Origin of the sequence: Cohnella massiliensis (assembly GCF_900169535.1) — a bacterium.
GTDB classification, from domain to species: domain Bacteria; phylum Bacillota; class Bacilli; order Paenibacillales; family Paenibacillaceae; genus Cohnella; species Cohnella algarum.
This window is the reverse complement of sequence record NZ_LT821259.1, coordinates 2,664,015-2,687,252: the sequence shown is the minus strand read 5'-3', so window position 1 is coordinate 2,687,252 and position 23,238 is coordinate 2,664,015. Positions and strand designations below refer to the sequence as shown.

The 23,238-nt window shown below is 59.6% G+C and carries 24 protein-coding genes; 18 read left to right on the top strand and 6 right to left on the bottom strand.

Annotation, left to right across the window (positions count from 1 at the left end):
- Positions 1-30: 30 nt before the first annotated feature.
- The 4 genes from B7E11_RS26340 (at position 31) to gndA (ending at position 3,404) form a co-directional block, all read left to right on the top strand.
- Complete coding sequence (locus tag B7E11_RS26340; protein ID WP_080840359.1) at positions 31-693, top strand: SGNH/GDSL hydrolase family protein; 663 nt, start codon at positions 31-33, stop codon at positions 691-693.
- Between the two features lie 270 nt (positions 694-963).
- Positions 964-1,434: an IS200/IS605 family transposase gene (gene tnpA / locus B7E11_RS26335; protein ID WP_080840357.1), complete on the top strand. Its 471-nt coding sequence runs from the start codon at positions 964-966 to the stop codon at positions 1,432-1,434.
- A 153-nt stretch (positions 1,435-1,587) separates the two neighbouring features.
- Complete coding sequence (locus B7E11_RS26330) at positions 1,588-1,884, top strand: hypothetical protein (RefSeq protein ID WP_080840355.1); 297 nt, start codon at positions 1,588-1,590, stop codon at positions 1,882-1,884.
- A gap of 104 nt (positions 1,885-1,988) precedes the next feature.
- On the top strand, positions 1,989-3,404 hold the full coding sequence (gene gndA / locus B7E11_RS26325; protein ID WP_080840354.1) for an NADP-dependent phosphogluconate dehydrogenase: 1,416 nt from the start codon (positions 1,989-1,991) through the stop codon (positions 3,402-3,404).
- A 2-nt stretch (positions 3,405-3,406) separates the two neighbouring features.
- Here gndA and B7E11_RS26320 read toward each other — a convergent pair whose 3' ends face one another.
- Positions 3,407-3,700, bottom strand: coding sequence for a hypothetical protein (locus B7E11_RS26320; protein ID WP_080840352.1), 294 nt, complete (start codon positions 3,698-3,700; stop codon positions 3,407-3,409).
- 144 nt (positions 3,701-3,844) lie between these two features.
- On the opposite strand from B7E11_RS26320, the gene B7E11_RS26315 reads away from it, so the two are divergent.
- Complete coding sequence (locus B7E11_RS26315) at positions 3,845-4,375, top strand: shikimate kinase (protein ID WP_342744488.1); 531 nt, start codon at positions 3,845-3,847, stop codon at positions 4,373-4,375.
- On the opposite strand, the gene B7E11_RS26310 is transcribed toward B7E11_RS26315, so the two are convergent.
- The gene (locus B7E11_RS26310; protein WP_080840349.1) at positions 4,370-4,672 is read right to left on the bottom strand and encodes a rhodanese-like domain-containing protein; all 303 of its coding nucleotides are present in this window, start codon (positions 4,670-4,672) and stop codon (positions 4,370-4,372) included. The two genes, B7E11_RS26315 and B7E11_RS26310, sit on opposite strands and share 6 nt — an antisense overlap.
- Before the next feature lie 197 nt (positions 4,673-4,869).
- Between B7E11_RS26310 and crcB the strand changes: the two genes are divergently transcribed.
- From crcB to ptsP, 7 genes are all read left to right on the top strand, one after another.
- Positions 4,870-5,247, top strand: a complete 378-nt coding sequence (crcB, locus tag B7E11_RS26305) for a fluoride efflux transporter CrcB (RefSeq protein WP_139787320.1) — start codon at positions 4,870-4,872, stop codon at positions 5,245-5,247.
- Entirely contained in the window at positions 5,244-5,627 is a 384-nt protein-coding gene (locus tag B7E11_RS26300; RefSeq protein WP_080840346.1) for a fluoride efflux transporter FluC, read from the top strand. The genes crcB and B7E11_RS26300 overlap by 4 nt, the downstream gene beginning before the upstream one ends.
- A 61-nt stretch (positions 5,628-5,688) precedes the next feature.
- A complete protein-coding gene (aroA, locus tag B7E11_RS26295; RefSeq protein WP_080840345.1) occupies positions 5,689-6,984 on the top strand; it encodes a 3-phosphoshikimate 1-carboxyvinyltransferase in 1,296 nt (431 codons plus the stop codon).
- A gap of 17 nt (positions 6,985-7,001) precedes the next feature.
- Positions 7,002-7,436 (top strand): CoA-binding protein, encoded by a 435-nt coding sequence (locus B7E11_RS26290; protein WP_080840344.1) that lies wholly within the window; start codon positions 7,002-7,004, stop codon positions 7,434-7,436.
- Positions 7,437-7,655: 219 nt separating this feature from the next.
- Positions 7,656-8,339: a class I SAM-dependent methyltransferase gene (locus B7E11_RS26285; protein ID WP_080840342.1), complete on the top strand. Its 684-nt coding sequence runs from the start codon at positions 7,656-7,658 to the stop codon at positions 8,337-8,339.
- A 61-nt stretch (positions 8,340-8,400) separates the two neighbouring features.
- A complete protein-coding gene (locus B7E11_RS26280) occupies positions 8,401-10,284 on the top strand; it encodes a glucose PTS transporter subunit IIA (RefSeq protein WP_080840341.1) in 1,884 nt (627 codons plus the stop codon).
- Positions 10,281-12,035 carry a phosphoenolpyruvate--protein phosphotransferase gene (gene ptsP, locus B7E11_RS26275; RefSeq protein ID WP_080840339.1) on the top strand — a complete coding sequence of 585 codons (1,755 nt, stop codon included), beginning with the start codon at positions 10,281-10,283 and terminating at the stop codon, positions 12,033-12,035. Before B7E11_RS26280 ends, ptsP begins: the two co-directional genes overlap by 4 nt.
- Positions 12,036-12,092: 57 nt before the next feature.
- On the opposite strand, the gene B7E11_RS26270 is transcribed toward ptsP, so the two are convergent.
- The gene (locus B7E11_RS26270; RefSeq protein ID WP_080840337.1) at positions 12,093-12,617 is read right to left on the bottom strand and encodes a type 1 glutamine amidotransferase domain-containing protein; all 525 of its coding nucleotides are present in this window, start codon (positions 12,615-12,617) and stop codon (positions 12,093-12,095) included.
- A 125-nt stretch (positions 12,618-12,742) separates the two neighbouring features.
- Here B7E11_RS26270 and B7E11_RS26265 point away from each other — a divergent pair, with 125 nt between their 5' ends.
- The 5 genes from B7E11_RS26265 (at position 12,743) to B7E11_RS26245 (ending at position 16,104) form a co-directional block, all read left to right on the top strand.
- Positions 12,743-13,171: a VanZ family protein gene (locus B7E11_RS26265; protein WP_080840335.1), complete on the top strand. Its 429-nt coding sequence runs from the start codon at positions 12,743-12,745 to the stop codon at positions 13,169-13,171.
- 122 nt (positions 13,172-13,293) lie between these two features.
- Positions 13,294-13,713, top strand: a complete 420-nt coding sequence (locus tag B7E11_RS26260) for a hypothetical protein (protein WP_080840334.1) — start codon at positions 13,294-13,296, stop codon at positions 13,711-13,713.
- A gap of 101 nt (positions 13,714-13,814) precedes the next feature.
- Entirely contained in the window at positions 13,815-14,171 is a 357-nt protein-coding gene (gene ytxJ / locus B7E11_RS26255; RefSeq protein ID WP_240353349.1) for a bacillithiol system redox-active protein YtxJ, read from the top strand.
- Between the two features lie 140 nt (positions 14,172-14,311).
- Positions 14,312-15,319, top strand: coding sequence for a catabolite control protein A (gene ccpA / locus B7E11_RS26250; RefSeq protein ID WP_080840330.1), 1,008 nt, complete (start codon positions 14,312-14,314; stop codon positions 15,317-15,319).
- Between the two features lie 89 nt (positions 15,320-15,408).
- A complete protein-coding gene (locus tag B7E11_RS26245; RefSeq protein WP_080840329.1) occupies positions 15,409-16,104 on the top strand; it encodes a 5'-methylthioadenosine/adenosylhomocysteine nucleosidase in 696 nt (231 codons plus the stop codon).
- Positions 16,105-16,134: 30 nt separating this feature from the next.
- Here B7E11_RS26245 and B7E11_RS26240 read toward each other — a convergent pair whose 3' ends face one another.
- Positions 16,135-17,340, bottom strand: coding sequence for an acetoin utilization protein AcuC (locus B7E11_RS26240; protein ID WP_080840327.1), 1,206 nt, complete (start codon positions 17,338-17,340; stop codon positions 16,135-16,137).
- Between the two features lie 20 nt (positions 17,341-17,360).
- Positions 17,361-17,993 (bottom strand): GNAT family N-acetyltransferase, encoded by a 633-nt coding sequence (locus B7E11_RS26235; RefSeq protein ID WP_080840325.1) that lies wholly within the window; start codon positions 17,991-17,993, stop codon positions 17,361-17,363.
- Positions 17,994-18,206: 213 nt separating this feature from the next.
- Here B7E11_RS26235 and acsA point away from each other — a divergent pair, with 213 nt between their 5' ends.
- Entirely contained in the window at positions 18,207-19,931 is a 1,725-nt protein-coding gene (gene acsA / locus B7E11_RS26230) for an acetate--CoA ligase (RefSeq protein ID WP_080841030.1), read from the top strand.
- 110 nt (positions 19,932-20,041) lie between these two features.
- Here acsA and B7E11_RS26225 read toward each other — a convergent pair whose 3' ends face one another.
- Entirely contained in the window at positions 20,042-23,197 is a 3,156-nt protein-coding gene (locus B7E11_RS26225) for a penicillin-binding protein 1A (protein WP_080840323.1), read from the bottom strand.
- Positions 23,198-23,238: the final 41 nt, after the last annotated feature.

The window sequence follows — 23,238 nt, the reverse complement described above, 5'->3', positions numbered from 1 at the left end:
TTCATATGCAGATTCGGGGGAGATCGGGAGATGAAACTGGACAAAGGCGACAAGCTGGTCATGATCGGAGATTCGATCACGGACTGCGAACGGACGAAGCCGGTCGGAGAAGGGCTGTTCAATGCCCTCGGCAGGGGCTATGCCGCTTACGCGGACGGACTGCTTCAGGCCGTCTATCCGGAATTGGGAATTCGGGTCGTCAACATGGGAATCAGCGGGAACACGGTTCGCGATTTGAAGGCGCGGTGGCAAACCGACGTGCTCGATTTGAAGCCGGATTGGCTGTCGATCATGATCGGGACGAACGACGTGTGGAGACACTTCGATACGCCGACGATCAAGGAGTGGCAAGTGCCGGAGGAAGAGTATGCGGCGACGCTGGACGAGCTCGTGGCACGAACGAAGCCTCACGTCAAGGGGATCGTGCTGATGACCCCGTTTTATTTGGAGCCGAACCGCGCCGACGCGATGCGGGCCAAGATGGACCGCTACGGCGGCATCGTCAAGGAGACGGCGGAACGTCATGGAACGCTGTTCGTGGATACGCAGGCGGCATTCGACGCGGTTCTGGCTCATCTGTATCCGGCGACGCTGGCATGGGACCGCGTCCATCCGAACGTGAGCGGACATATGACGCTGGCGCGGTCTTTGCTGAACGCGCTCGGGTTCGAGTGGAATCCGCGTGGGCTCTGATGGCCGGCCGCCTCGCCGACTGGCTGTGGAACGTCCCGCATCGTTGCAGATTGTCTCGCATAGTTCCGGATAGTTTCGTATACAAGTCGAGAAGCACTCGCCGTTCGCGCCGGTTTGATTCCGGGCGGGCGGCTTATTTGTATAAGAAAACCCCCAGTTCGACTGGGGGTTCAGGAAAGCTTATAGCTATGAGTAGTCATCCCTTGACCTTCAATGATAATATGGGAGCCGGTCTGCCAACCGCTACCAAACATCAATGGAGGACAAGGGATGGACAAGAGCAGTCTAGCACACACGAAATGGAACTGTAAATATCATATCGTATTTGCCCCGAAGTATCGGCGGCAAGTGATCTATGGGAAATTAAAAAGGGAAATCGGAAAAATCATCCGGGAGTTATGTGAGCGAAAAGGGGTAGAAATTCTCGAAGCTGAAGCATGTCCGGATCACATCCACATGCTCGTGAGTATTCCGCCGAAGCTAAGCGTGTCCGAGTTTATGGAATACTTAAAGGGAAAAAGTTCACTGACGATCTTCGATAAATTTGCGAATATGAAGTACCGCTACGGCAATCGACAGTTTTGGTGTAGAGGGTACTACGTCGATACGGTGGGACGAAACAAAAAGGTTATCGCCGAATACATTCGGAATCAACGAACAGAGGACAAGAACTACGAACAACTCACGATGAAGGAACTGATCGACCCGTTTACGGGTGAGTCGGTGAAAAAGGGCGTATAAAGAGGCCCCTTTCCAGGGGCTAGCCTGAGGTAACACGCGGTTGGCAGATCTTCAGAGCGCCTTAGAGGCGCTTGCTTGTAACATGCCCTTATAGGGCTGATGGAAGCCACCGGCTAAGCCGGTGGTTATGACTTTTTTCAGGAGGGACGCGAAATGAACGGTCCGGAAACGAATGTTTACGATCGATGGATGAGCGATCAGCTTAAAGGCAGCGGAGGGGAGCGCGCGGCCAGGCTGCGAAAGGGGCTTGGCCGCGGTTCCGAGACATTTTTGAAAAACGTATGGTGGCCTGCGTTCGGCAGCTTCGAAGGGCTTTTTCCCGAGTTCGAGCTCCGGGATTATAAAGACGGCTGGCGTTACCTCGATTTTGCTTATCTAGCGGGCGGGTATCGAGTATGCTTGGCGGGATTTTCGGCAGCAGTCCGAATAGCGCTTGATCGGGTTGTATAGAAATTTTACCAAAAATGAAGATTCGGCAAAGAAGGTTTTCATCGGCGGGCAAAACGAGTACAATAACGATATTGTGAAAAATTTGTCTAAAGGATGAAGCGAAGATGTCTAAAGCACACATCGGCGTCGTCGGCATGGCCGTCATGGGACGCAATCTTGCTCTGAACATTGAAAGCCGCGGCTACACCGTAGCGGTATATAACCGTTCCCGCGACAAGACGGACGATCTGCTCGCCACGGACGGCAAAGGGAAAAACCTGGTACCGGCTTATTCCGTCGAAGAGTTCGTGGCATCGCTTGAAAAGCCCCGCAAAATTTTGATCATGGTTCAAGCCGGCGCCGGCACGGACGCGACGATCGCGTCGCTTACGCCGCACCTCGACAAAGGCGATATCATCATCGACGGCGGCAACGCCTACTTTCCCGACACCCAGCGCCGCTCGAAGGAATTGACCGAGCAGGGCTTCAACTTTATCGGCACCGGCGTATCCGGCGGCGAGGAAGGCGCGCTGAAAGGCCCGTCCATCATGCCGGGCGGCCCCGAAGAAGCGTACAAGCTGGTCGAGCCGATCCTGACGGGCATTTCGGCGAAAGTGAACGGGGATCCTTGCTGCACGTATATCGGGCCGGACGGCGCGGGCCATTACGTCAAAATGGTCCACAACGGCATCGAGTACGGCGACATGCAGCTGATTTGCGAAGCGTACCAGCTGCTTAAAGACGTGCTCGGCTTGTCCACCGACGAGCTGCACGAAATTTTCTCCGAATGGAACAAAGGCGAGCTCGACAGCTACCTGATCGAGATTACCGCCGACATCTTCTCGAAAAAAGACCCGGAAACGGGCAAGCCGATGGTCGACGTCATCCTCGACGCCGCAGGCCAAAAAGGCACCGGCAAATGGACGAGCCAAAGCTCGCTCGACCTTGGCGTGCCGCTGTCGATCATTACGGAATCGGTATTTTCCCGCTTCCTGTCGGCGATGAAGGAAGAGCGCGTCGCCGCCAGCAAAGTGCTGAGCGGACCGCAAAAGCCGGCCTTCCAAGGCGACAAGGCCGCCTTCATCGAGAGCGTGCGCAAGGCGCTGTATGCCAGCAAAATCTGCTCCTACGCGCAAGGCTTCGCGCAAATGCGCGCGGCTTCCGAGGAGTACGACTGGAACCTGCAATACGGCAACATCGCGATGATTTTCCGCGGCGGCTGCATTATCCGCGCCCGTTTCCTGCAAAACATCAAGGATGCGTACGACCGCGATCCGGCGCTGAAAAACCTGCTGCTTGACGAATATTTCCAAAACATCGTCCAAAACTATCAGGACGCATGGCGCGACGTCGTCGGAACCGCCATCCGCTACGGCGTTCCGGTTCCGTCGTTCGCGAGCGCTCTGGCCTACTACGACAGCTATCGGTCCGAACGGCTGCCGGCGAACCTGCTTCAGGCCCAGCGCGACTACTTCGGCGCCCATACGTTCAAGCGTCTGGACAAGGAAGGCGTCTTCCACCACAACTGGATGGAATCCTAAGCTTAGGGGAGCATGTCCGCCAGCATCGCGCGCAAGCAAGCCGCATCTTCTCCGCACGGGTTTTGCCGGTGAAGCAGATGCATGGCGAGCCCCGCGTAGCAAGCGAAATGCGCCAGCAATCGTGGCCGATCGAGCGCCGTCCATTCGGGCGCTCCGTCGGCCACTTTTCTTTTGATATAGTCGAGCCCCCAGATCAGATCCTCCCGGCAAAGCGGATAGGAGGGATCGAGCAATCGTCTGAGCGGTTCGTCAAGCGCTTGCGGGCGAGGCAAGCGGCCGGTACCGGCGGAATTCATGGGCAGACCACCTTGGCTTCAAAAGTCGTAAGGACAATCCGATCATTATCACCATACGAAAAAAAGAACGGATTTATACCTAGGGCGACCCGGCGGTTGTGTGATATGATAAGAAAAGTGTACAAGGGAGCGGGGAGAAAAGGTTTGAGCGAGCGAGCGACACCGAAAAATATCATCCTGGTCGGATTTATGGGAACGGGAAAATCGACCGTAAGCCGGCTGCTCGCCGAGCGGCTCGGGTGGAAGCGGATCGATACGGACGAGGAGATCGTCCGGCAAGCGGAGAAGGCGATTCCCGACATCTTCGCACAGGACGGGGAAACGGTCTTTCGCGATTGGGAAAGCCGCGTGCTGAACGAGGTGCTCGGCGGCAGCGGGCATGTCGTCGCGACGGGCGGCGGGGCCGTGCTCCGCGAGGAAAACCGGCGCCGCATGCTCGCCGGCGGCTGGGTCGTCGCCTTGGCGGCGGACCGGGAGACGCTGCTCAAGCGTGTCATCGACGCCGACCCGGAAGGGACCGGAGCCAGACCGCTGCTCAAGGGAGACGCGGCGGAGCGAATCGACCATCTGCTGCGCACGCGGCGCCATGCCTACGATTTCGCGCATGCGACGGTCGACACGTCCGGCCGGTCGCCTCTCGAGGTGGCCGAGCTGCTCGTTCGCTGGGCGTTATAGCTGGTGCCAGGCCAGCATGCCGCCAAGCAGGTTGACCGGCTTCTTGAATCCGAGCGAGGTCAAATATTCGCAGGCCTGCCCGCTGCGGTAGCCGCTGCGACAAATGAAAATGACTTCCTCGTCCCGCGGAATTTCGTCAAGACGCTGGGGCACCTGGCCGAGCGGCAGGTGAAGGGCGCCGGGAATCATGCCCTGGGCGACTTCCTCGTCTTCGCGGACGTCGATCAGATGCAGGTTCTCGCCCGCGTCGAGCCGCTCTTTCAGCTGTTCGACCGAAATCGTCGCGTACTCGCTCATTTTGCTTCGTCTCCTCTCGTCGAACCGGTGATCGGTATCGTGACCGTACCGACAGAATAATCATAATGAACCGCCGGATACGCTGTCAAACGAATCGGACGAGGCGAATCGGAAAGGCCGTTCGGCCAACCCGCGCATTGCGTAAGGCACGATTTTTTCAACGGAGCTTATTTCGGAACAGGGAGTCGCGATGCCAAATGACCGTTATCGTTGCGATCGCCATATGCGGATTTATCGGGGCGGTTTCCCGGCACGGCTTGACGCTCGTCCTGCCGAACGGAGGAGGTTCGTCCTTTCCGTGGGCGACGCTGGCGATCAATTTGAGCGGCTCGCTGCTGCTCGGCTGGCTGTCGGGACTCGCGCTGCGCAAGCTGGTGTCGCCCTGGTGGAAGGAAGCGCTCGGCACCGGATTTCTCGGCGCTTTTACGACGTTCAGCGCGTTTAACGCCCAGCTGTGGGAGCTTTGGCGGCACGACGCATATGCTGTGGCCGTTCTTTACGCCGCATCGAGCGGCATCGCCGGCTGGCTGCTCGCTTCGCTCGGGCTGAAGCTCGGAAGGGGGCGGGAACGATGAACGGGTGGGCGCTTGCCTGTCTCGTCGGCGTAGGCGGTTCGATCGGCGCGGTGGCCAGGTACGGGGTCGGCCGCTGGACCGCGAAGCGGGGAGGCAAGCCGCGCAGCGCGACGCTCGCCGTCAATCTGGCCGGGTCGCTCGCGCTCGGCGCGCTGGTCGGCGCGAACGCCGACGAACGCAGCGAAGCGGCGTTCGCGTTCGCGGGAACCGGCATCATGGGCGGGCTCACGACGTATTCGACGCTAAACGCGCAAAAAGCGGAGCTGACCCGCGAGCGCCAAGGGCGGCAGCTGGCCGTCTATGTATTTGCTTCCTACGCGGGAGGCATGGCGGCTTTCGCCGCCGGCTGGCTGCTGGGCCGGGCGCTGCTGCGCAACTGACCGAACCAAGTCGTTTTTATCGGAACAAAAATGATGTCCAAGACAAGGGGCGTATGAACAGATGGATATGATCGTCACTCCCACGGGAAAACTGCAAGGCGAAATACAGGCTCTTTCCTCCAAAAACTACACGACCCGCTATTTGCTCGTCGCGGCTTTGGCGGAAGGAACGAGCACGATCCGGTTCCCCGCCCACAGCGAGGACAGCGACGCGATGCGCCGCTGCATCCGCGATCTCGGCGCCGTCCTCGAGGAAGACGACGAGAAAATCGTCATTAAGGGGTTCGGGCGCTTCCCGTTCCCGGCGAAGTCGCTTAACGTCGGCAACGCGGGAGCGGTGCTGCGCTTTCTCATGTCCGTCGCCGCCTTGCTGCCGGAGGTGACGTTCGTCAACGCCTACCCGCAGTCTCTTGGCAAACGTCCCCACGACGATCTGATCGCCGCGCTGCAAAGCATGGGCGTCGAGGTGGAGCACCAGAGCGGGAAGCTGCCGATCACGATCCGCGGCGGAAAGCCGCGCGGCGGCAAAATCCAGGTTTCCGGAAGCGTGAGTTCCCAATACTTAAGCTCGCTGCTGTTTTTGGCGCCGCTGCTCGAAGAGGACAGCGAAATCGAAGTGCTTCACGATCTCAAGTCCAAGGTCGTCGTCGGCCAAACGCTGGAGGTGATGCGGGAAGCGGGAATCGTCGCGGAGGCGTCGGACGACCTGATGCGCTTCCGCGTTCCCGGACGCCAGCGGTATCTCGCGCAAACGTATACCGTGCAGGGCGATTATCCCGGCTCGGCGGCGATTTTGGCCGCCGCCGCGGTGACGGAGTCGGACGTGACCGTTCACCGGCTGCTGGAAAACAGCAAGCAGGGCGAGCGAGCGGTCGTCGACGTTCTGCGCAGCATGCGGGTGCCTCTGACGCATGATAACGGAATCGTGCGCGTGAAGGGCACCGGCAAGCTTGAGGCCGGGGAATTCGACGGCGACGAGTTTACGGACGGAGTGCTGGCGATGGTCGCCGCCGCGGTGTTCGCCGAAGGCACGTCGCGCTTTTACAACGTGGAGAATTTGCGCTACAAGGAGTGCGACCGCATAACCGATTATTTGACGGAGCTCCGCAAAGCGGGCGCGAACGTCGAGGAGAAGCGGGACGAAATCATCGTTCACGGCCGTCCCGAAGGCGTGGAAGGGGGCGTGACGATCGATGCGCACTTCGATCATCGCGTCATTATGGCGCTGTCGATCGTGGGTCTCCGGTCGAAACGGCCGATCCGGATATCGGACGCGCATCATGTGGCCAAAAGCTACCCAAACTATTTCGATCATTTGGCCTCGCTTGGCGCGAAGGTCGAGTGGGTAAAGGAATAAAAAGGAGGCGACCCGGCATGGCATTCGAAAATCCGCCGCGCGAGCGGATCAAGGAAATTTTGGAGGGCGCGGGCAACATCGCCGTCGTCGGGTTATCCGACGATCCCGAAAAAACGTCGCATCAGGTGTCGGCGGCGATGCAGGCGAAAGGATACCGGATTATTCCGGTCAATCCGAACGCGGAGCGCATTTTGGGCGAAACGTGCTACGCGAGCTTGAAGGACATTCCCGAGCCGGTCGACATCGTCAACGTTTTCCGCCGGCCGGAGCATACGCCCGCCGTTGCCGCGGACGCGGCCGCGATCGGGGCGAAGGTGCTGTGGCTGCAGCTCGGCATCGCCAACGACGAAGCGGCGGAGATCGCCCGCAAAGGCGGTCTGGAAGTCATTATGGACCGCTGCATCAAGGTCGAGGATTCGATTTTGCTTCCGGGCGGCAGAGCGGGACGTTAAATACGAGACGATCCCGCCGGGCAGGCAACATGGGCGCTTCGCGGCAGACGTTTTCGGTTGCCGCGGGGCGCCTCTTGCTTAAACGAAAAATAGGCGCAAAGCGCTATATATAGTTGAAAGCTATGAACAAAATGCTTTTTATATATTTCTCCTCTTGCCGACGTTGGGCTACAATCGGGATAAACGATCGCCGCCAGGCGGAAAGCGGGGAAATTAATCATGTACGAACACGTTAAAAAATTGTTCGACCTCGGAGCGGACGGCTACGATTGGCAGCGCAGAAGCCTTATACCCGACTTCGACCAGTTTTACGGGATGGCCGTGTCGCTCATCCGGCCGGAGCGCGCCGCTCCGTCCATCCTCGATTTGGGCGCCGGCACGGGGCTTCTGACGTCGTTTGTCGCCGCGGCCTGCCCGCAGGCGAAGCTGACGCTGATCGATTTCAGCGAAAAAATGCTCGATCAGGCGCGAAAGCGGTTCGAGCGCCACCCTGCCGAAGTCCGGTTCATAACGGGCGACTACGCCGAGCGCGAATTTCCGGAAACGTACGATTACGTCGTTTCGTCGCTGTCGATTCACCATCTCGAGCATGCGGACAAGCAAAAGCTGTTCAAAAAGATTTACCGCGTGCTCCGTCCTGGAGGCGCATTCATCAACGCGGATCAGGCCGCGGGGGAAACGCCCTTCTTCGAGGCCTTCAATTTGCGGGAATGGGAGCGGGAAGTCGCCGCGACGGGATTGCCGCCGGAACTGATCGAGGCGTCCAAGGAACGGAGGAAGCAGGACCGCAACGCGACCGTCTCCGACCAGCTGCGCTGGCTGCGGGAAGCGGGCTTCGCGGATGCGGACAGCGTGTACAAGCGGCTCGGGTTTGCGGTTTTTTACGCCCCGAAAGCGAAATGAGCTTTTGACAAAACCGGCCGCATAGACGTAACATCGAGAGAAAGGAGGGGACTTCCGGCTCATGATGGGTGTGGGCTATCTCCAACGGTTGGGGCGGGCGATGATGCTGCCGATGACGGTGCTGCCCGCAGCCGCCATTTTTATCATGCTCGCGCATTTGCCATGGGCGATGCTCGGCTGGCCTCAAATGCCCGAATTGCTGCAGGCGGCCGGGTTGAATATATTTCAGTATGTGCCCTACGTGTTTGCGGTCGGCATCGCGCTCGGGCTGTCCAACCAGTCGGCGCTTGCCGGCATGTCGGCGCTTGCGGGAATGCTCATTTTCACGGCGGTAACCGCCGCTTACGATCCGGAAGGCGTGCAGCCGTCGATGTTCGCCGGAGCCGTGCTCGGGATCGCGTCGGGTCTCGCGAACGAGCGCTTCAAGGCGCTCAAGCTGCCGGAATATCTGCAGTTTTTCGGCGGCTCGCGCTTCGTTCCCGTCTTTATGGCCGGCGTATCGATCCTCTTCTCCTGGCTCATGATCGCCGTCGGCGCCGCGATCGGCGATTTCGTGGCGGCTTCCGGCGAGATGGTCGCCATGGCCGGAGGGTTCGGCGTCTTTTTGTACGGATTTTTGCACCGGATCCTGGTCGCGTTCGGCTTGCACCACATTTTGAATCATCTGTTCTGGTTCCAGGTGGGGGAGTACCGGACGGATGACGGAAACGCGTTTTTCGGGGACTTGCCGCGATTTTTCGCGGGGGACCCGACGGCGGGCGTCTACATGGCCGGCCTGTATCCCGTCATAATGTTCGCGCTGCCCGCCATCGCTTACGCGATCATTCACGAGTCGCGGGAAGATCTGAAGCCCAAAATCCGCAAGCAGTTCCGCGTTGCCGGCCTTACGGCCTTCCTTACCGGGGTGACCGAGCCTGTCGAATTCGCTTTTTTGTTCGTCGCGCCCTATTTGTTCATCGTTCACGCGCTGCTGTCCGGCGGCATCATGTGGCTGACGTACGAGCTCGGCATCCGGCACGGGTTCAGCTTCTCCGCCGGGGCGCTCGAATTTTTGATCAACCTGCCCCTGGCCAGCAGAGGCTGGCTGCTCATCCCGATCGGCCTTGCGGTCGGCATCGTTTATTACGTCATGTTCCGGCTCGTCATCCGCAAGTTCGAGTTGTCGACGCCCGGCCGGGAGGACGCTTCCAGGCTCGACGACTGGGCGGGCGACATTCCGTACCGCGCGCCGCTCGTGCTGCAGGCGCTCGGCGGCAAGGAGAACATCGTCCGGCTGGACGCCTGCATCACGCGGCTCAGGCTGACGCTTTCCGACGACCGCCGGATCGATTCGAAGTCGCTTCGCCATCTCGGCGCCGCGGGCGTCATCCATTTGGGCGCGGGCAACGTGCAGGTCGTATTCGGCACGTACTCGGATTTGATCCGCGAGGAAATTTTCAAGCTGATGCAGCAGGACGTTCACCAGGTGCAGTTCCATGCGCCGGTTCAGGGCCGCATGATTCCGATCGAAGAGGTGGACGATCCGATCTTTTCGCAGCGGCTCGTGGGCCGGGGCGTCGCGTTTCTGCCCGACAGGGGGGAGCTTGTCGCCCCCGTCGCGGGGCGAATCGTTCATTTGTACCCGACGAAGCATGCGATCGGGATCGCGACCGACGAAGGGCTCGAAGTGCTGCTGCACATCGGGATCGACTCTTCGCAAATCAAGGATTGCTTTACGGCATTCGTAAAAGAGGGAGACGAGGTCACGCCGGGACAGCCGCTGATCCGCTTCCACCTGCCGAAGCTGAAACATCAGGCCAAGTCGATTGCCACTCCGATGGTGATCACCAATCCGGACGTCGTCAAGTCCTGGCGCTATGCGCCGTTTAAAGCGGTCAAAAAAGGTCAGGCGGCCGTCATGTCCGTCGTCGTGCGAGAGAGAGAGAACAAGGGGGGGAGAGCATGATACAGGGATTGGGAGCCTCGGAAGGGATCGCGATCGGCAAGGCGTTCGTCTTGCCCAATTGGGAATGGGAGCTGCCGGAGCAGAAAATCGACGTCAGCGATTTGGCCGCCGAATTCGACCGCCTGTACGAAGGCGTGAAACGGTCCAAATCCGAGATCTACCAGATCAAGACGGAGATGGACGAAGCCGTCGGCCCCGAAGAGATCAGCATTTTCGACGCTCATTTGGCCATCCTCGACGATCCTGTGTTCATGAACGAAATCAAGGGCATCATCCAACGGCAGTACAAGGCCGCCGAGGTGGCGGTGAAGGAAGCGATCGATCATTTCGTCACGATGTTCGATTTGCTCGACGACGAATATATGAAAGAGCGGGCGCTCGACATTAAAGATGTCGGCAATCGTCTGCTGAAGCATCTGCTCGGCGTTCCGGAAATCGCGCTGCCGTCGGACACGCAGCCGTTCGTGCTTGTCGTCCGGGAGTTGACGCCTTCGCAGCTCATTCACCTGAAGCCGGATGTCGTGCTCGGCATCGTGACGATGGTCGGCAGTCCGTCTTCGCATGCCGCCATCATGGCGCGGGCGTTCGGCATTCCGCTCGTGATGGGAATCGAAGGGAAGACGAAGGAGCCGATCGCGACGGGCGATTTACTGATTATCGACGGGGGAACCGGCCAGCTGCACGTAAACCCGAAGTCCGACACGCTGCAGCGCTACACGGAGCTGCGCAGGCTGCATCTGGAAACGCGGGTGCGGCTGCAGGCGCTCGCGTCGATCCCGCCGGTCACGCCGGACGGCATCGCGCTCGAACTGGCCGCGAACATCAGCAGCGTCAAGGAGCTCGACGCGGCTTTGGGGAGCGGCGCGGACGGAGTCGGCCTGTTCCGGACGGAATTTCTGTACATGGACCGCAGCCGGTTTCCGACGGAGGAGGAGCAGTTCGAAGTGTACCGGTCCGCGGCGGAACGGCTGAACGGCAAGCCGCTCGTCATTCGGACGCTGGACATCGGCGGAGACAAACATTTGGACTACCATGAAATGCCGGAGGAAGACAACCCGTTCCTGGGCTACCGGGCGATCCGGTTCAGCCTGGACCGGAAAGACCTGTTCAAGGTGCAGCTTCGGGCGATTCTCCGGGCGGCGGTTCACGGCGAGGTTCAGGTGATGTACCCGTTGATCGCGACGCTGGAGGAAGTTCGCGCGGCCAACGCCTTGCTTGCGGAAGCGGCCGGCGAGCTGGCCGCCGAAGGCGTGCCGTACCGCGACGTGCCCGCGGGCGTCATGATCGAGGTGCCGGCGGCGGTCGTCATCGCCGAGCTGCTGGCGGAGGAAGTGAGCTTTTTCAGCATCGGGACGAACGATCTCGTGCAGTTCACGCTGGCGGTCGACCGGATGAACGAGCAGATCAGCCATCTGTACGAGCCGTATCATCCGGCGGTCCTGCGGATGCTGCGGACGGTGAGCGAAGCCGCGAACCGGCGGGGAATCCCCGTCCGGGTGTGCGGGGAGCTCGCCGGCGACGTGCGGGCGATGCCGCTTTGGCTCGGTCTCGGCATCCATGAGCTCAGCCTGTCGGCGCAGGCGATTTTGCCGGTCAAGGAGACGCTGCTGCGCACGAAAGCCCAGGACTGCCTCGGGCTCGTCGGCGAATTGTTCCGCTGCGGCACGGCCCGGGAAATCCGGGAACGCCTGGAGCGTTTCCATGCGGAAATCGCGCTGGCGGGAGGGAATGTCAAGCCGGGAGTGAACTGACGCGAAAAGGAGGATTCCCGACCGGCGCAAGGCCGAAGGAATCCTCCTTTTTAACGTTTAGAGGCGGCCGAACAGCAAATCGCAAAACGCCTTGGCATATGCCGGCAAATCCGGCGGGCGCCGGGACGAAACGAGGTTGCCGTCGATGACGACGGGCTCGTCCACCCATACGGCGCCGGCGTTTTCCATGTCGTCCCGGATGCCCGGGGTCGAGGTGACTTTCCGTCCCCGCACGATTTTCGCGGAAACGAGCACCCAGCCGGCATGGCAGATTTGCCCGATCGGCTTGCCGGCGGCGTCCATTTGCCGAACGAACTCCAGCACGTTCGGATCGCGGCGGATTTTGTCGGGGGCCCATCCGCCCGGAACGAGCAAGCCGTCCGCCTTCGAAGCGTCCAGTTCGCCGTAGGAAAGGTCGGAAACGGCCGGGACGCCGTATTTTCCGATGTAGGTTTTCCCTTTTTCGGGAGCGGCGTACAGCACTTCCGCGCCTTCCTCGCGCGCCCGGTAAACGGGATACCAGAGCTCGAGGTCTTCGAATTCCTCGTCCAGCAGGCAGATGACTTTTTTGGTCTGAGTCACGGTTCTTCCTCCTTTTGAAAACCGACACGCGTTTTGCGGCTTCGTCAAAGCCGCGTCGCACTTATTTTAACAGAATCGGACGTCCCGTTCATCCGAAATTAACCCGCAAAGGAGTTTCAATCTTCATGTCCAACGATTCCCCGACCGGCCGCCGCTTCGTTCGCTGGCTTCCCGCCGTCGTCGTGATGGCCGTCATTTTTATCTTGTCTTCCCGTACCGGAGACGAGCTGGACACCGTCCTGCCCTGGGTGCAAAAGCTGTTTCCATGGCTGGAAAGCTTCGATCCGGGACATTATGCCGCCTATTTCGTCCTCGCGCTCAGCTATGCGTTCGGCTTCGGTTTTCGCAGAATGAACGTCGGCAGGAGCTTGCTGGTCGTGTTGATGAGCTTGCTTTACGGCGTTACCGACGAATGGCATCAGTCGTTCGTCCCGAACCGGACGCCCGACTTGGCGGATTTGCTGCACGACGGGATCGGCGCGGCCGTCGCCGTCGTTTGCGTCGCCATATGGAACGGCTGGGAGCGCGGTCGCTCCGCAAGAAAACGCAAGTAAATACGTCTTGAAAATACCAGTATTTACAGCGCCTTATAAAGAAGGAGTTCCCTTCCGCAGGCGCGAATACGAGAGGGGAGAAACGAAATGGCCCGGAACGCGGTTCCGGGGGTTGGGAGAGAATGTCGTTGCATAAGCGCTGTCCATGCGGCCACGGCCAGCAATTAACGCTCCGCACCGTTTTGCACGCGCGCAAGGCGAGCATTGCCAACGTGCCGGTCTATTCATGCGATGAGTGCGGCCGAAACGAAGTGTTTCCCGGAGTCAAGGCGGAGCTCGGACGCCTCATCGGCGAGCTCGGGCCGGCGCCGCGGCCGCAGACCGTCCTTTTCGACGAGCGGCATGAGTGGGTCGGCGTTCTTGCCGCTTTGCACAAGCGGGAAAGGCGGATCACGGCGACGGCCGTCGCGAGACGGACCGAGGAGCGGATGGACGAATTGCTGGATTTGCTGCTGGTCGCATCCAACGTCGGAGACGAACAATGGAAAACGGAGCTGAACGGACGATTGTCGCAATTAAGCTCGCAATACATATGCTATTGACGAATGGAGCGAAAACGGGGCGATCGCCTCGTTTTTTGCGAAAAAAACGATTTTCTGTTACCATGAAAATAAAGAGCATCATTTTCAAGGAGGCATCGGCATTGGCACAAATACGCCGTTTGATGACGGTAGACGATTGGGAAGACGCCCTTCGCGCCACGAAGGAGAAGCCTTTGCTCGTATTCAAGCACAGCACGCAATGCTCCGTAAGCGCGGGCGCGCACGAGGAGTGGCAGCATTATACGGCGGACGACGAAGCGGGCGGGGTCGACTACGCTCTCGTTCATGTGATCGAGGAACGGCCCGTCAGCAACGCGATCGCCGAATCGCTCGGCGTTACGCATAAATCCCCGCAAGTGATCCTGGTTCGGGACGGAAAGCCGGTCTGGGACGAGTCGCATTGGCGAATTACGTACGATTTTCTCAAAGACCGTTTGAGTTCCGCGGAAGCAGGATGAGGCCATTCGGCCAAAAGTCGAGATTTGGCTTTTCAAGCGGCCGTGTTACATTGCGTTAACGGCAAATTTGTCGTATCATTACCTTATTATCCCATGGACAAGCCCTATCGAGGATGTCTATGAACATTGGAGCGAGGACTGTGACGGTAACCATTTATGACGTGGCTCGTGAAGCTGGCGTGTCGATGGCGACAGTTTCCCGTGTCGTTAACAACAATCCGAACGTGAAGCCGCAGACACGCAAGAAAGTATACGAAGCAATCGAACGGCTCGGTTATCGCCCCAACGCCGTCGCCCGCGGGCTGGCGAGCAAGAAGACGACGACGGTCGGCGTGGTCATTCCCGACATTGCCAATGCGATCTTCGCCGAGGTTGCGCGCGGTATCGAAGATATTGCGAACATGTATCACTACAATATTATTCTCTGCAACGCGGACAAGCGCAAAGAGAAGGAAATCCGCGTCATCAACACCCTTCTGGAGAAACAAGTGGACGGTTTGCTGTTCATGGGCGGAGCGGTGACGGACGAGCACCTTCAGGCGTTCAGCACTTCGAACGTTCCGATCGTCCTGTGCGCGACGACCGACGAGAAGGGGACGATGCCGTCCGTGGATATCGACCACGAAGCGGCCGCTTTCGACGCGGCGAGCAAGCTGATCGCGGACGGCCACCGGCGGATCGCCATGATCAGCGGTACCCTTCAGGATCCGGCCAACGGCTATGCCCGTTACCACGGATACAAGCGCGCGCTCGAGCAGGCGGGGCTTGCGCTCGACGAAACGTACGTGCGCGTAGGGAACTACAAGTACGAATCGGGAATCGAAGCGATGCAGTATTTCCTGGAGCTGCCGGAACGGCCGACCGCGGTATTCGCCGCAACCGACGAGATGGCGATCGGGGCGATCCACAGCATCCAGGATGCCGGATTGAAAGTGCCGGATGACATTTCGGTCATCAGCGTGGACAACATTCGCATGGCATCGATGGTTCGCCCGCAGCTGACGACGGTCGCGCAGCCGATGTACGACATCGGGGCGGTATCGATGCGGCTGCTGACGAAGCTGATGAAGAAGGAAACGGTAGACCAGGCGAGAGTCGTTCTCCCGCACGAGTTGATCGTTCGCCGTTCGGCCAGCGCTCTTTCTTGAGCCTGATCGCGCAAGCGGCCATACGACAGGCCCCGCTCGGGAAGTTTCCTTCCCGGCGGGGTTTCTTTATCTGAAAACGAAGGGAATGAATGCCCGTGATCGGAATTATCGGGGCCATGCAGGAGGAAATCGACCTGCTCCTCCAAGGAATGCGCGATGTCGTGACAATGAACCGCTCCGGCATCGATTACGTCATCGGGTCGCTCCATGACCGCAAAGTGGCCGTATGCAAATCCGGCGTGGGGAAAGTCAATGCCGCCGTTTGCACGCAAGTGCTGATCGACCGTTTTTTGGCGGATAAAATCATTTTTACCGGGGTGGCCGGCGCGGTGGATCCGAGCCTGGAAATCGGGGATATCGTCGTCGGGTCGAGCTGCCTTCAGCACGACATCGACGTGACGCCGCTCGGCTTCAAACGCGGAGTCATTCCGTATCAGGACGTATCGGAGTGGAAGGGCGACGACACGCTGATCCGAATGGCGGTCGAGGCCGGCGAACGGCTGTACCCGGGACGCTGCAGGACGGGCGTCATTCTTTCCGGCGACCAGTTCGTCGCCGACCGCGATGTCGTTCGGGCGCTGCACGAGCAGTTCGGCGGCGCTTGCACGGAGATGGAAGGAGCGGCCGTCGCCCAGGTCTGCGCCATGAACGGGGTGCCCCACGTCATTATTCGCTCGATGTCCGACAAAGCGGACGGCTCGGCGCACGTCAATTTTGCGGAATTTACCGTCGAGGCGGCGGGCCGCTCCTTCGCAATCGTCGACGACATGATTCAAAGGCTGTAACCCGAGCCGGAAAGGCAGGGCAGCCAGGCTTTACGCGAGGTGCTGGAGCGCGAGTTCCAGCACCTCGCGGTTTTTGGCGGCGATTTCGGCGCGTCTTGGCATTGGCGTCCACGCGGACGCATCGTCAAGCCAGGAAGCCGGCATGCCTTCGGGGACGCCGTCTTGCCGCGCCGGCAGCCAGGAAGCCGGCAGCGGCGCTCCGCCCGGCGCGGCGTCGATGGCTTCGAGAAGCGGATGGCCGGTCATTTCCAGCCACAGCAGCCCCCAAGCGCGGGGAACGACGCGGTAATGATCGTAGCCCCCGCCGCCCAGCGCGATCCAACGGCCGTCCGTCCATTCGTGGGCGAGGCGGTGGATCCGCTTCGGCATTTCGCGGTAGATGCGCATGCTGCAGTGAACGTGCGACAGCGGATCGAACGCATGGGCGTCGCAGCCGTGCTGGCTTACGATGACGTCGGGCTTGAACGCGCGGACGGCTTTCTCGATGGCGGCCCCGAAGCTGTCGAGCCAGGAATCGTCCTCCGTATACGGCTCCACGGGAACGTTCAGGCAAGCGCCGTAGCCGGACTGGGTTCCCCGCTCGTGGGCGAATCCCGTTCCCGGAAACAAATATTTCCCCGTCTCGTGAATGGACAGCGTAAAGACGTCGGGATCCGTGTAAAAACACCACTGCACGCCGTCGCCATGATGGACGTCCGTGTCGATGTACAGCACTTTCGCGTCATACTTCCGCCGTATCCAGGCGATGGCCGCCGCTACGTCGTTGTACACGCAAAAACCGGCTCCCCGGTCGGGAAACGCGTGATGCAGCCCGCCCCCCAAATGAAGCGCATGCGGCGCCGCCCCCGACATGACCGCCTCGGCCGCGGCGATCGTGCCGTGCACGACCGCTTGCGCCGCTTCGTGAACGCCGGGGAAGTACGGGGTGTCCCCGTCGAGCTCCAGACCGTACTTCGCCGCCAGTTCGACGGCTTCTACGGCGGGAGAGGTCCCGCTCAAGCGGCGGACCGCCTCGATGTAGTCGGCGCGATGGATCCAGGCCAGCGCGGCTTCCCAGTCCGCCGGAGGCTGCGGGACGGCGATTTGCCGCGCTTCGAGCGCGCCGCATGCTTTCAGCAGCCGTTCCGTAAGCTTGAGGCGGACCGGGTGGAACGGATGGTCTTCGCGAAACCGGTACCGGCCCGAAGACGCGTTGTCGATCCAAATCGGGCCGGAAATCGGTGAATTCACAAACATCGCTTCCTTTCGTACGAGCGTTAGTACATAAACCGCTGCCGGAACCGGACCCGGTCGAACTTTTCCACGGAGGAAAGCGGCACGTCCTTGCCGATCCGGACCATGAGGCAGTTCGCCGGATGGGCGCAAATTTCCGGGTCGTCGGTTGCGAACCAGACCATCCCTACGGATTTCATCAATTTCTCCATCATCGCCCGGTATTCCCAGACGTTCAGTCCGCTTCCTTCCAGGTCCCAGTGCCAATAATACTCGGTCGTATAGACGATGGCGTTATCGAGCTGGCCGTCTTCGAAAGCCGTTTGAATCAGGCTCTTGCCGAGGCCGAGTCCCCGGTAATCGTCCGCCACTTCGATGGCCCCGAGCTCGATCAAATCGTCCATCCCGCCTTGCGACCAGGTTTCCAGCTCGTCCGGGTAGTGAAACGTGACGTAGCCGACGATCAGGTCGCCTTCGAGCGCCGCGACGATTCGGCCTTCGGGGAGCTCGGCGATTTCGACGAGCGCGGCATGCTGCTCCGCGGGACGCCGGAAAGCGTCCAGCTTCGGGTGAAGCCGGTACTCCCGGAGCCGTTCCGGCGGAATCGGGCCTTCGACGGAGATCGGACCGTTCGTCCCATCGCGAATGTGCCGGTGGAACCGTTTCAGGTGCTCCATGTCTTTCCCTCCTCGAATGCTGTCATTATACAACAAAAGCGGAGGAAGGAGGAGAGCGCTTACTTATAAAGCGCTTTATATGACAACATTGTGACGATTCGCCGGGTTTTATGGTATACTTAATTTCGTTAGCCGGAAAACGAATGAATGAAAGCGCATTCCTTCGGCGTGATCAGCACTTTGAATTCGTATTCGAACGGGATGGTGAGGGCAATGACTCTGCAGCACAATGAGAAGCTGGCCGTAACGGCGAAAGGTTCCAACCTCGAATCTTATGAACAAGCGGTGCAAAACTTCCGTTGGGAAGACATCGAGCAACGATTCTCCTGGTCGACGACCGGCAAAGTCAACATGGCTTACGAGGCGATCGATCGTCATGTGGAAGAAGGGAAGGGCGACCGCATCGCGCTGCATTACAGCGACAGCGTACGCGATGAAAGTTATACGTATGCCGATCTGAGCAGGGAGTCCAACCGCTTTGCGAACGTGCTCCGCAGCCTTGGCATCGGCAAAGGGGATCGCGTCTTCATTTTCATGCCGCGGACCCCGGAGCTGTATTTCAGCCTGCTCGGGATTTTGAAGGTCGGAGCGGTTGTCGGTCCGCTGTTCGAAGCGTTCATGGAAACGGCCGTCAAGGACCGGCTGCAGGACAGCGGAGCCGCGGCGATCGTCACGACGCCGGCGCTGCTTCCCCGCGTCGCCCGCGACGAGCTGCCGGAGCTGAAGCATGTGATCGTATTCGGCGACGGCGTCGAGGAAGGCGGAGGCATCGTCGATTTCCGCAAAGCGATGGACGAAGCGCCGGGAGAAGCCGAAATCGAGTGGCTGACCCGGGAGGACGGACTTATTCTTCATTATACGTCGGGGTCGACGGGCAAGCCGAAAGGCATTTTCCACGTGCAAAACGCCATGATCCAACATTATTATACGGGCCGCATCGTCCTGGATTTGCGGGAAGACGACGTTTACTGGTGCACCGCCGACCCGGGCTGGGTGACCGGAACGTCGTACGGCGTCTTCGCCCCGTGGCTGAACGGCGCTTCCAACGTGATCCGCGGCGGAAGGTTCAGTCCTCAGGATTGGTATTCGACGCTGCAAAAATATAAAGTAACCGTTTGGTACAGCGCGCCGACCGCGTTCCGGATGCTGATGGGCGCGGGCGAAGAAGCGGTCAAATCGTACGACCTGTCCCATTTGCGCCACGTGCTCAGCGTCGGCGAACCGCTCAACCCCGAAGTCGTGCGGTGGGGGCTGAAGGCGTTCGATCGGCGCATCCACGATACGTGGTGGATGACGGAAACGGGCGGGCAGCTCATTTGCAACTATCCGAGCATGGAAATCAAGCCGGGCTCGATGGGCAAGCCGATCCCGGGCGTTCAGGCGGCCATTCTCGACGATCAGGGCAACGAGCTGCCGCCTTATCGGATGGGCAATCTCGCGATCCGGACGCCGTGGCCGTCCATGATGCGCAAAGTATGGAACAATCCCGCCAAGTACGAGGAATATTTCCGTATTCCGGGCTGGTACGTGTCCGGGGATTCCGCTTACAAGGACGAGGAAGGCTACTTCTGGTTCCAGGGCCGGATCGACGACGTGATCAATACGTCGGGCGAGCGGGTAGGGCCGTTCGAGGTGGAAAGCAAGCTCGTCGAGCACCCGGCGGTCGCCGAGGCGGGCGTCATCGGCAAGCCGGATCCGCTTCGGGGGGAAATCATCAAAGCGTTCATTTCGCTGCGAGAAGGCTTCGCTCCTTCGGACGAGTTGAAGACGGAAATCTCCAAATTCGTCAAAGAGGGATTGTCCGCGCACGCCGCGCCCCGCGAAATCGAATTCCGCGACAAACTGCCGAAGACGCGCAGCGGCAAAATCATGCGCCGCGTGCTGAAGGCTTGGGAATTGAATTTGCCCACCGGCGACTTGTCGACGATTGAGGACTAATCCATGATCATCCGGCCATTCGGCACTCTTGAAAATAAATAAAAGCAAACGAAGGGCGATCTTCGCGGTTTCGCAACCGGAGGATCGCCCTTCTGCCGTTCTTTATTCCGTTAGTTCGTTTTCACTTCGATCGCGGCGGAAGGCTCGGATTGGCCGACGCCGTTAATCGCCGTAATCCGGTACCAGCCGGCGTTGACCGGCGCCGGCGCTTCGTAGCCGGGGGTTTGCGCGGAGCCGAGCAGCGTGTACTTGCCGTTCTGGGACGGACTGTACCAGACCTCGTACTTGGTCACCGCGTCGGCGTCCGAATTCGGGTTCCACGACAGCGCGAGTCCGGTATCCCGGATTTGCGCCTGAAGCCCGGAAGGCGAGCCCGGCGCCGCGAGCGGATTGCCCGTTCCGGGAGCTTCGGACCCCGGAGCCTCGGTTCCGGGAGCTTGGGTGCTGCCCGGATCGGAAGTTCCGCCGCTGCCCCCGTCGGTTCCGCCTGCGGGCGGCAAATTCGGATCGACCGGAATCTCTCCGGCGCCGCTTCCCGCGCTTACGACCGCGCTGCGCCCGGACTCCTTGCCGACCACGTCCACGGCGGTGACGTAATATTGATAGGCGTTGCTGGACGAAATGTAATTGATGAACTTCGCCTCGTCACCCGTAAAAACGGAGTTTTCGACTTTTTGGAACGGGCCTCCGTTGACGGAGCGGTACAGGCGGTAGCCGGCCACGTCCTTTTGCGGGCTTGGCGTAAACGTAATCCGAACCTTGCCTCCGTCCAGCGTTTCCGCCGAGACGTTGGACGGAGCGGAAGGCGTCCCTCCGTCGTCGCTGCGCGGGTCGGTCTTGGACGGGGCGCTGTCCTTGGCGTCTTTCGGCAAATAGTACGAGAGCGACTTGCGGCTTTCCGAAGAGACGTTCGGCAGCGCGGCCTGAAGTTCTCCGATCAGCTCGTCGATCGGCTTCTCGCGCTTCACCATAATCGCTTCCCGCAGCAGATCGGAAGGCGTTTCGTCGTGCGGCAAGTAGTTGACGCCGTTGTACGTGATATATTGGACTTTGACCAATGCGTCGTCGGACTCGGTCGGGATGAACTTCTTGTTGAAAATGTCCGTCGTAAGCCGTCCTGCCTGCCGAGTCAGATCGGTCGGCAGCTTTCCGCTGACGCTCGATACCGTCATCGAAACGATGCCGTCGGGCTTTTCGAACTTGTCGGTCGGGAACAGCTCGGGCTTCGCTTCGGTCACTTCGTTCATGATTTTCGCCCAAATTTCCCTGGCGCGGGCGCGTCCTTTGGTCGACAGCGTGTGGGTCGATTTCTCGTAACCCGCCCACACGCCGAGCGTAATGTCCGGGGTGTAGCCCTCGAACCAGACGTCCGCATAATTTTGCGTCGTTCCGGTTTTGCCGACGACCGGGATTTTGCCGTAGTTCTCGAATTGCGATTTGATCGACGTCGCCGTTCCGCTCGTAATGACCGTACGCATCATATCCGTCATCAAATAAGCGGACTGCTCCGAAACGACGCGCTGCGGATTCGGCGTGTGCTTGTAGACGACGTTGCCTTCCGCATCGGTAATTTCTTCGATCATGTAAGCGTCGTTGAACACGCCCTTGTTGGCAATAGCGGCGTACGCGTTCGTCAATTCCTCGACGGACACGCCGTACTTCAGGCCGCCGATGACGCCCGTTTGCGCGTAATTGTCTTCCTCGACGAGCGAGGTGATGCCGAGCTTGCGCGCGAAATCCCAGGCTTCCGGGATCGTCAGCTTTTCCAGGAAAATTTTCAGCGCGGCGGTGTTCAGCGACTTGTCGAGAGCCGTCCGCGCGGTGACGAGACCCGTGTACGTGTTGTTCGAGTTTTTCGGGATATGTTTGGCTCCGCCGCTTCCGTTGTTCAGAATGATCGGCGCGTCGTCCAGTACGCTCGCCGGCTGAATGAGCCCTTTGTCGATCGCCGGCAAATAAGCGGCGATCGGCTTCATGGCCGATCCGGGCTGACGGAGCATTTGGGTCGCGAAATTCAATTGCTCGATATGAAAATCGCGGCCTTCGATCATGCCGAGAATGGCGCCGGTTTTATGATCGATCATGATCGACGCGATTTGCTCGACGCCCTTCGTCGCGTCGTCCGGCGAGAAATTGTCCGGATTTTCGGCGATGTCGTGCATGAGGTCGTACACTTCTTTGTCGATCGTCGTCTTGACCTTGTAGCCTCCCCGCAGCAATTGCTCGCGGGCCTGCTCGAGCAGCGGGGCGTTCTCCTCCTTGCTCAAATCCTCTTTCGTCAGTTCGGGGTATTCCTTGAGCACGAGAAGCTGGGCCGCTTGGCGTTCGACCTCGAGCATTAAATAAGGATACGTATTGTAAGCCTTCTGGACCGGTTTGGCGAGCGAGGCGTAAAGATCGAACGCGAGCGCCTCCTCGTACTCCGCCTGGGTGATCTTCCCGTACTCCAGCATTTTGGCCAGGACGAGCTTTTGCCGGTTGACGGCCCGGTTGAACCGGCTTTCGTTGAATTCCCCTTTGCTGGTGAAAGCGGAATGGGCGGACGGAAGCTGCGGAACGCCGGCCAGGTAGGCGGCTTGCGCCAGATTGAGGTCCTTCAGCTCGACGCCGAAAATCCCCCTGGCCGCCGCTTTGATTCCGTACAGGTTGTAACCGGACGAGCCGTTGCCGTAAGCGATTTTATTCAAATAAGCGGTTAAAATTTCTTCCTTGTTCAAAAAGCGTTCGAGGCGCAGCGAGAGAAAAATTTCCTTCGCTTTGCGCGTGTTCGTCCTGTCCAAGGTCAAAAATACTTGCCTTGCGAGCTGCTGGGTAATCGTGCTTCCGCCCGTCTGCACGGATTCGTTGAGCACCTGCTGCTTGACCGCGCGCATCAGCCCGTTCGAATCGATCCCGATATGATTGAAAAAATCTTTGTCTTCGATCGATAAGACGGCGTCGATGACGATTTGCGGAATTTCGTCATAGGTGACGGGCTGCCGGTCTTCTTCGGTGCGAAGCTGGCCGACCAGCGTGTTGTCGTTGAAATACACGAATCCGGTAATGGCGTTTTCGTTGATTTTCTCCTCGATGAGCGAGCGCGGGCGCACCGGATCGTCCTTGACGAGCGCGGCTACGTAGCCCCCGACCGCTCCCGCGGCCACCAGTCCCGTCAGGATGCCGAACAGAATGAGCCATAATACGGTGTACACCGCAATCTTCACGCCGAGTAGCCAGCCTGAGCCTCTCCTTTTGGAGGGGGGAGGGGTCTGCATCGTTTCTTCCATAAAGAACCTCCTTCAACAAACAGAAATATTATACCACAACT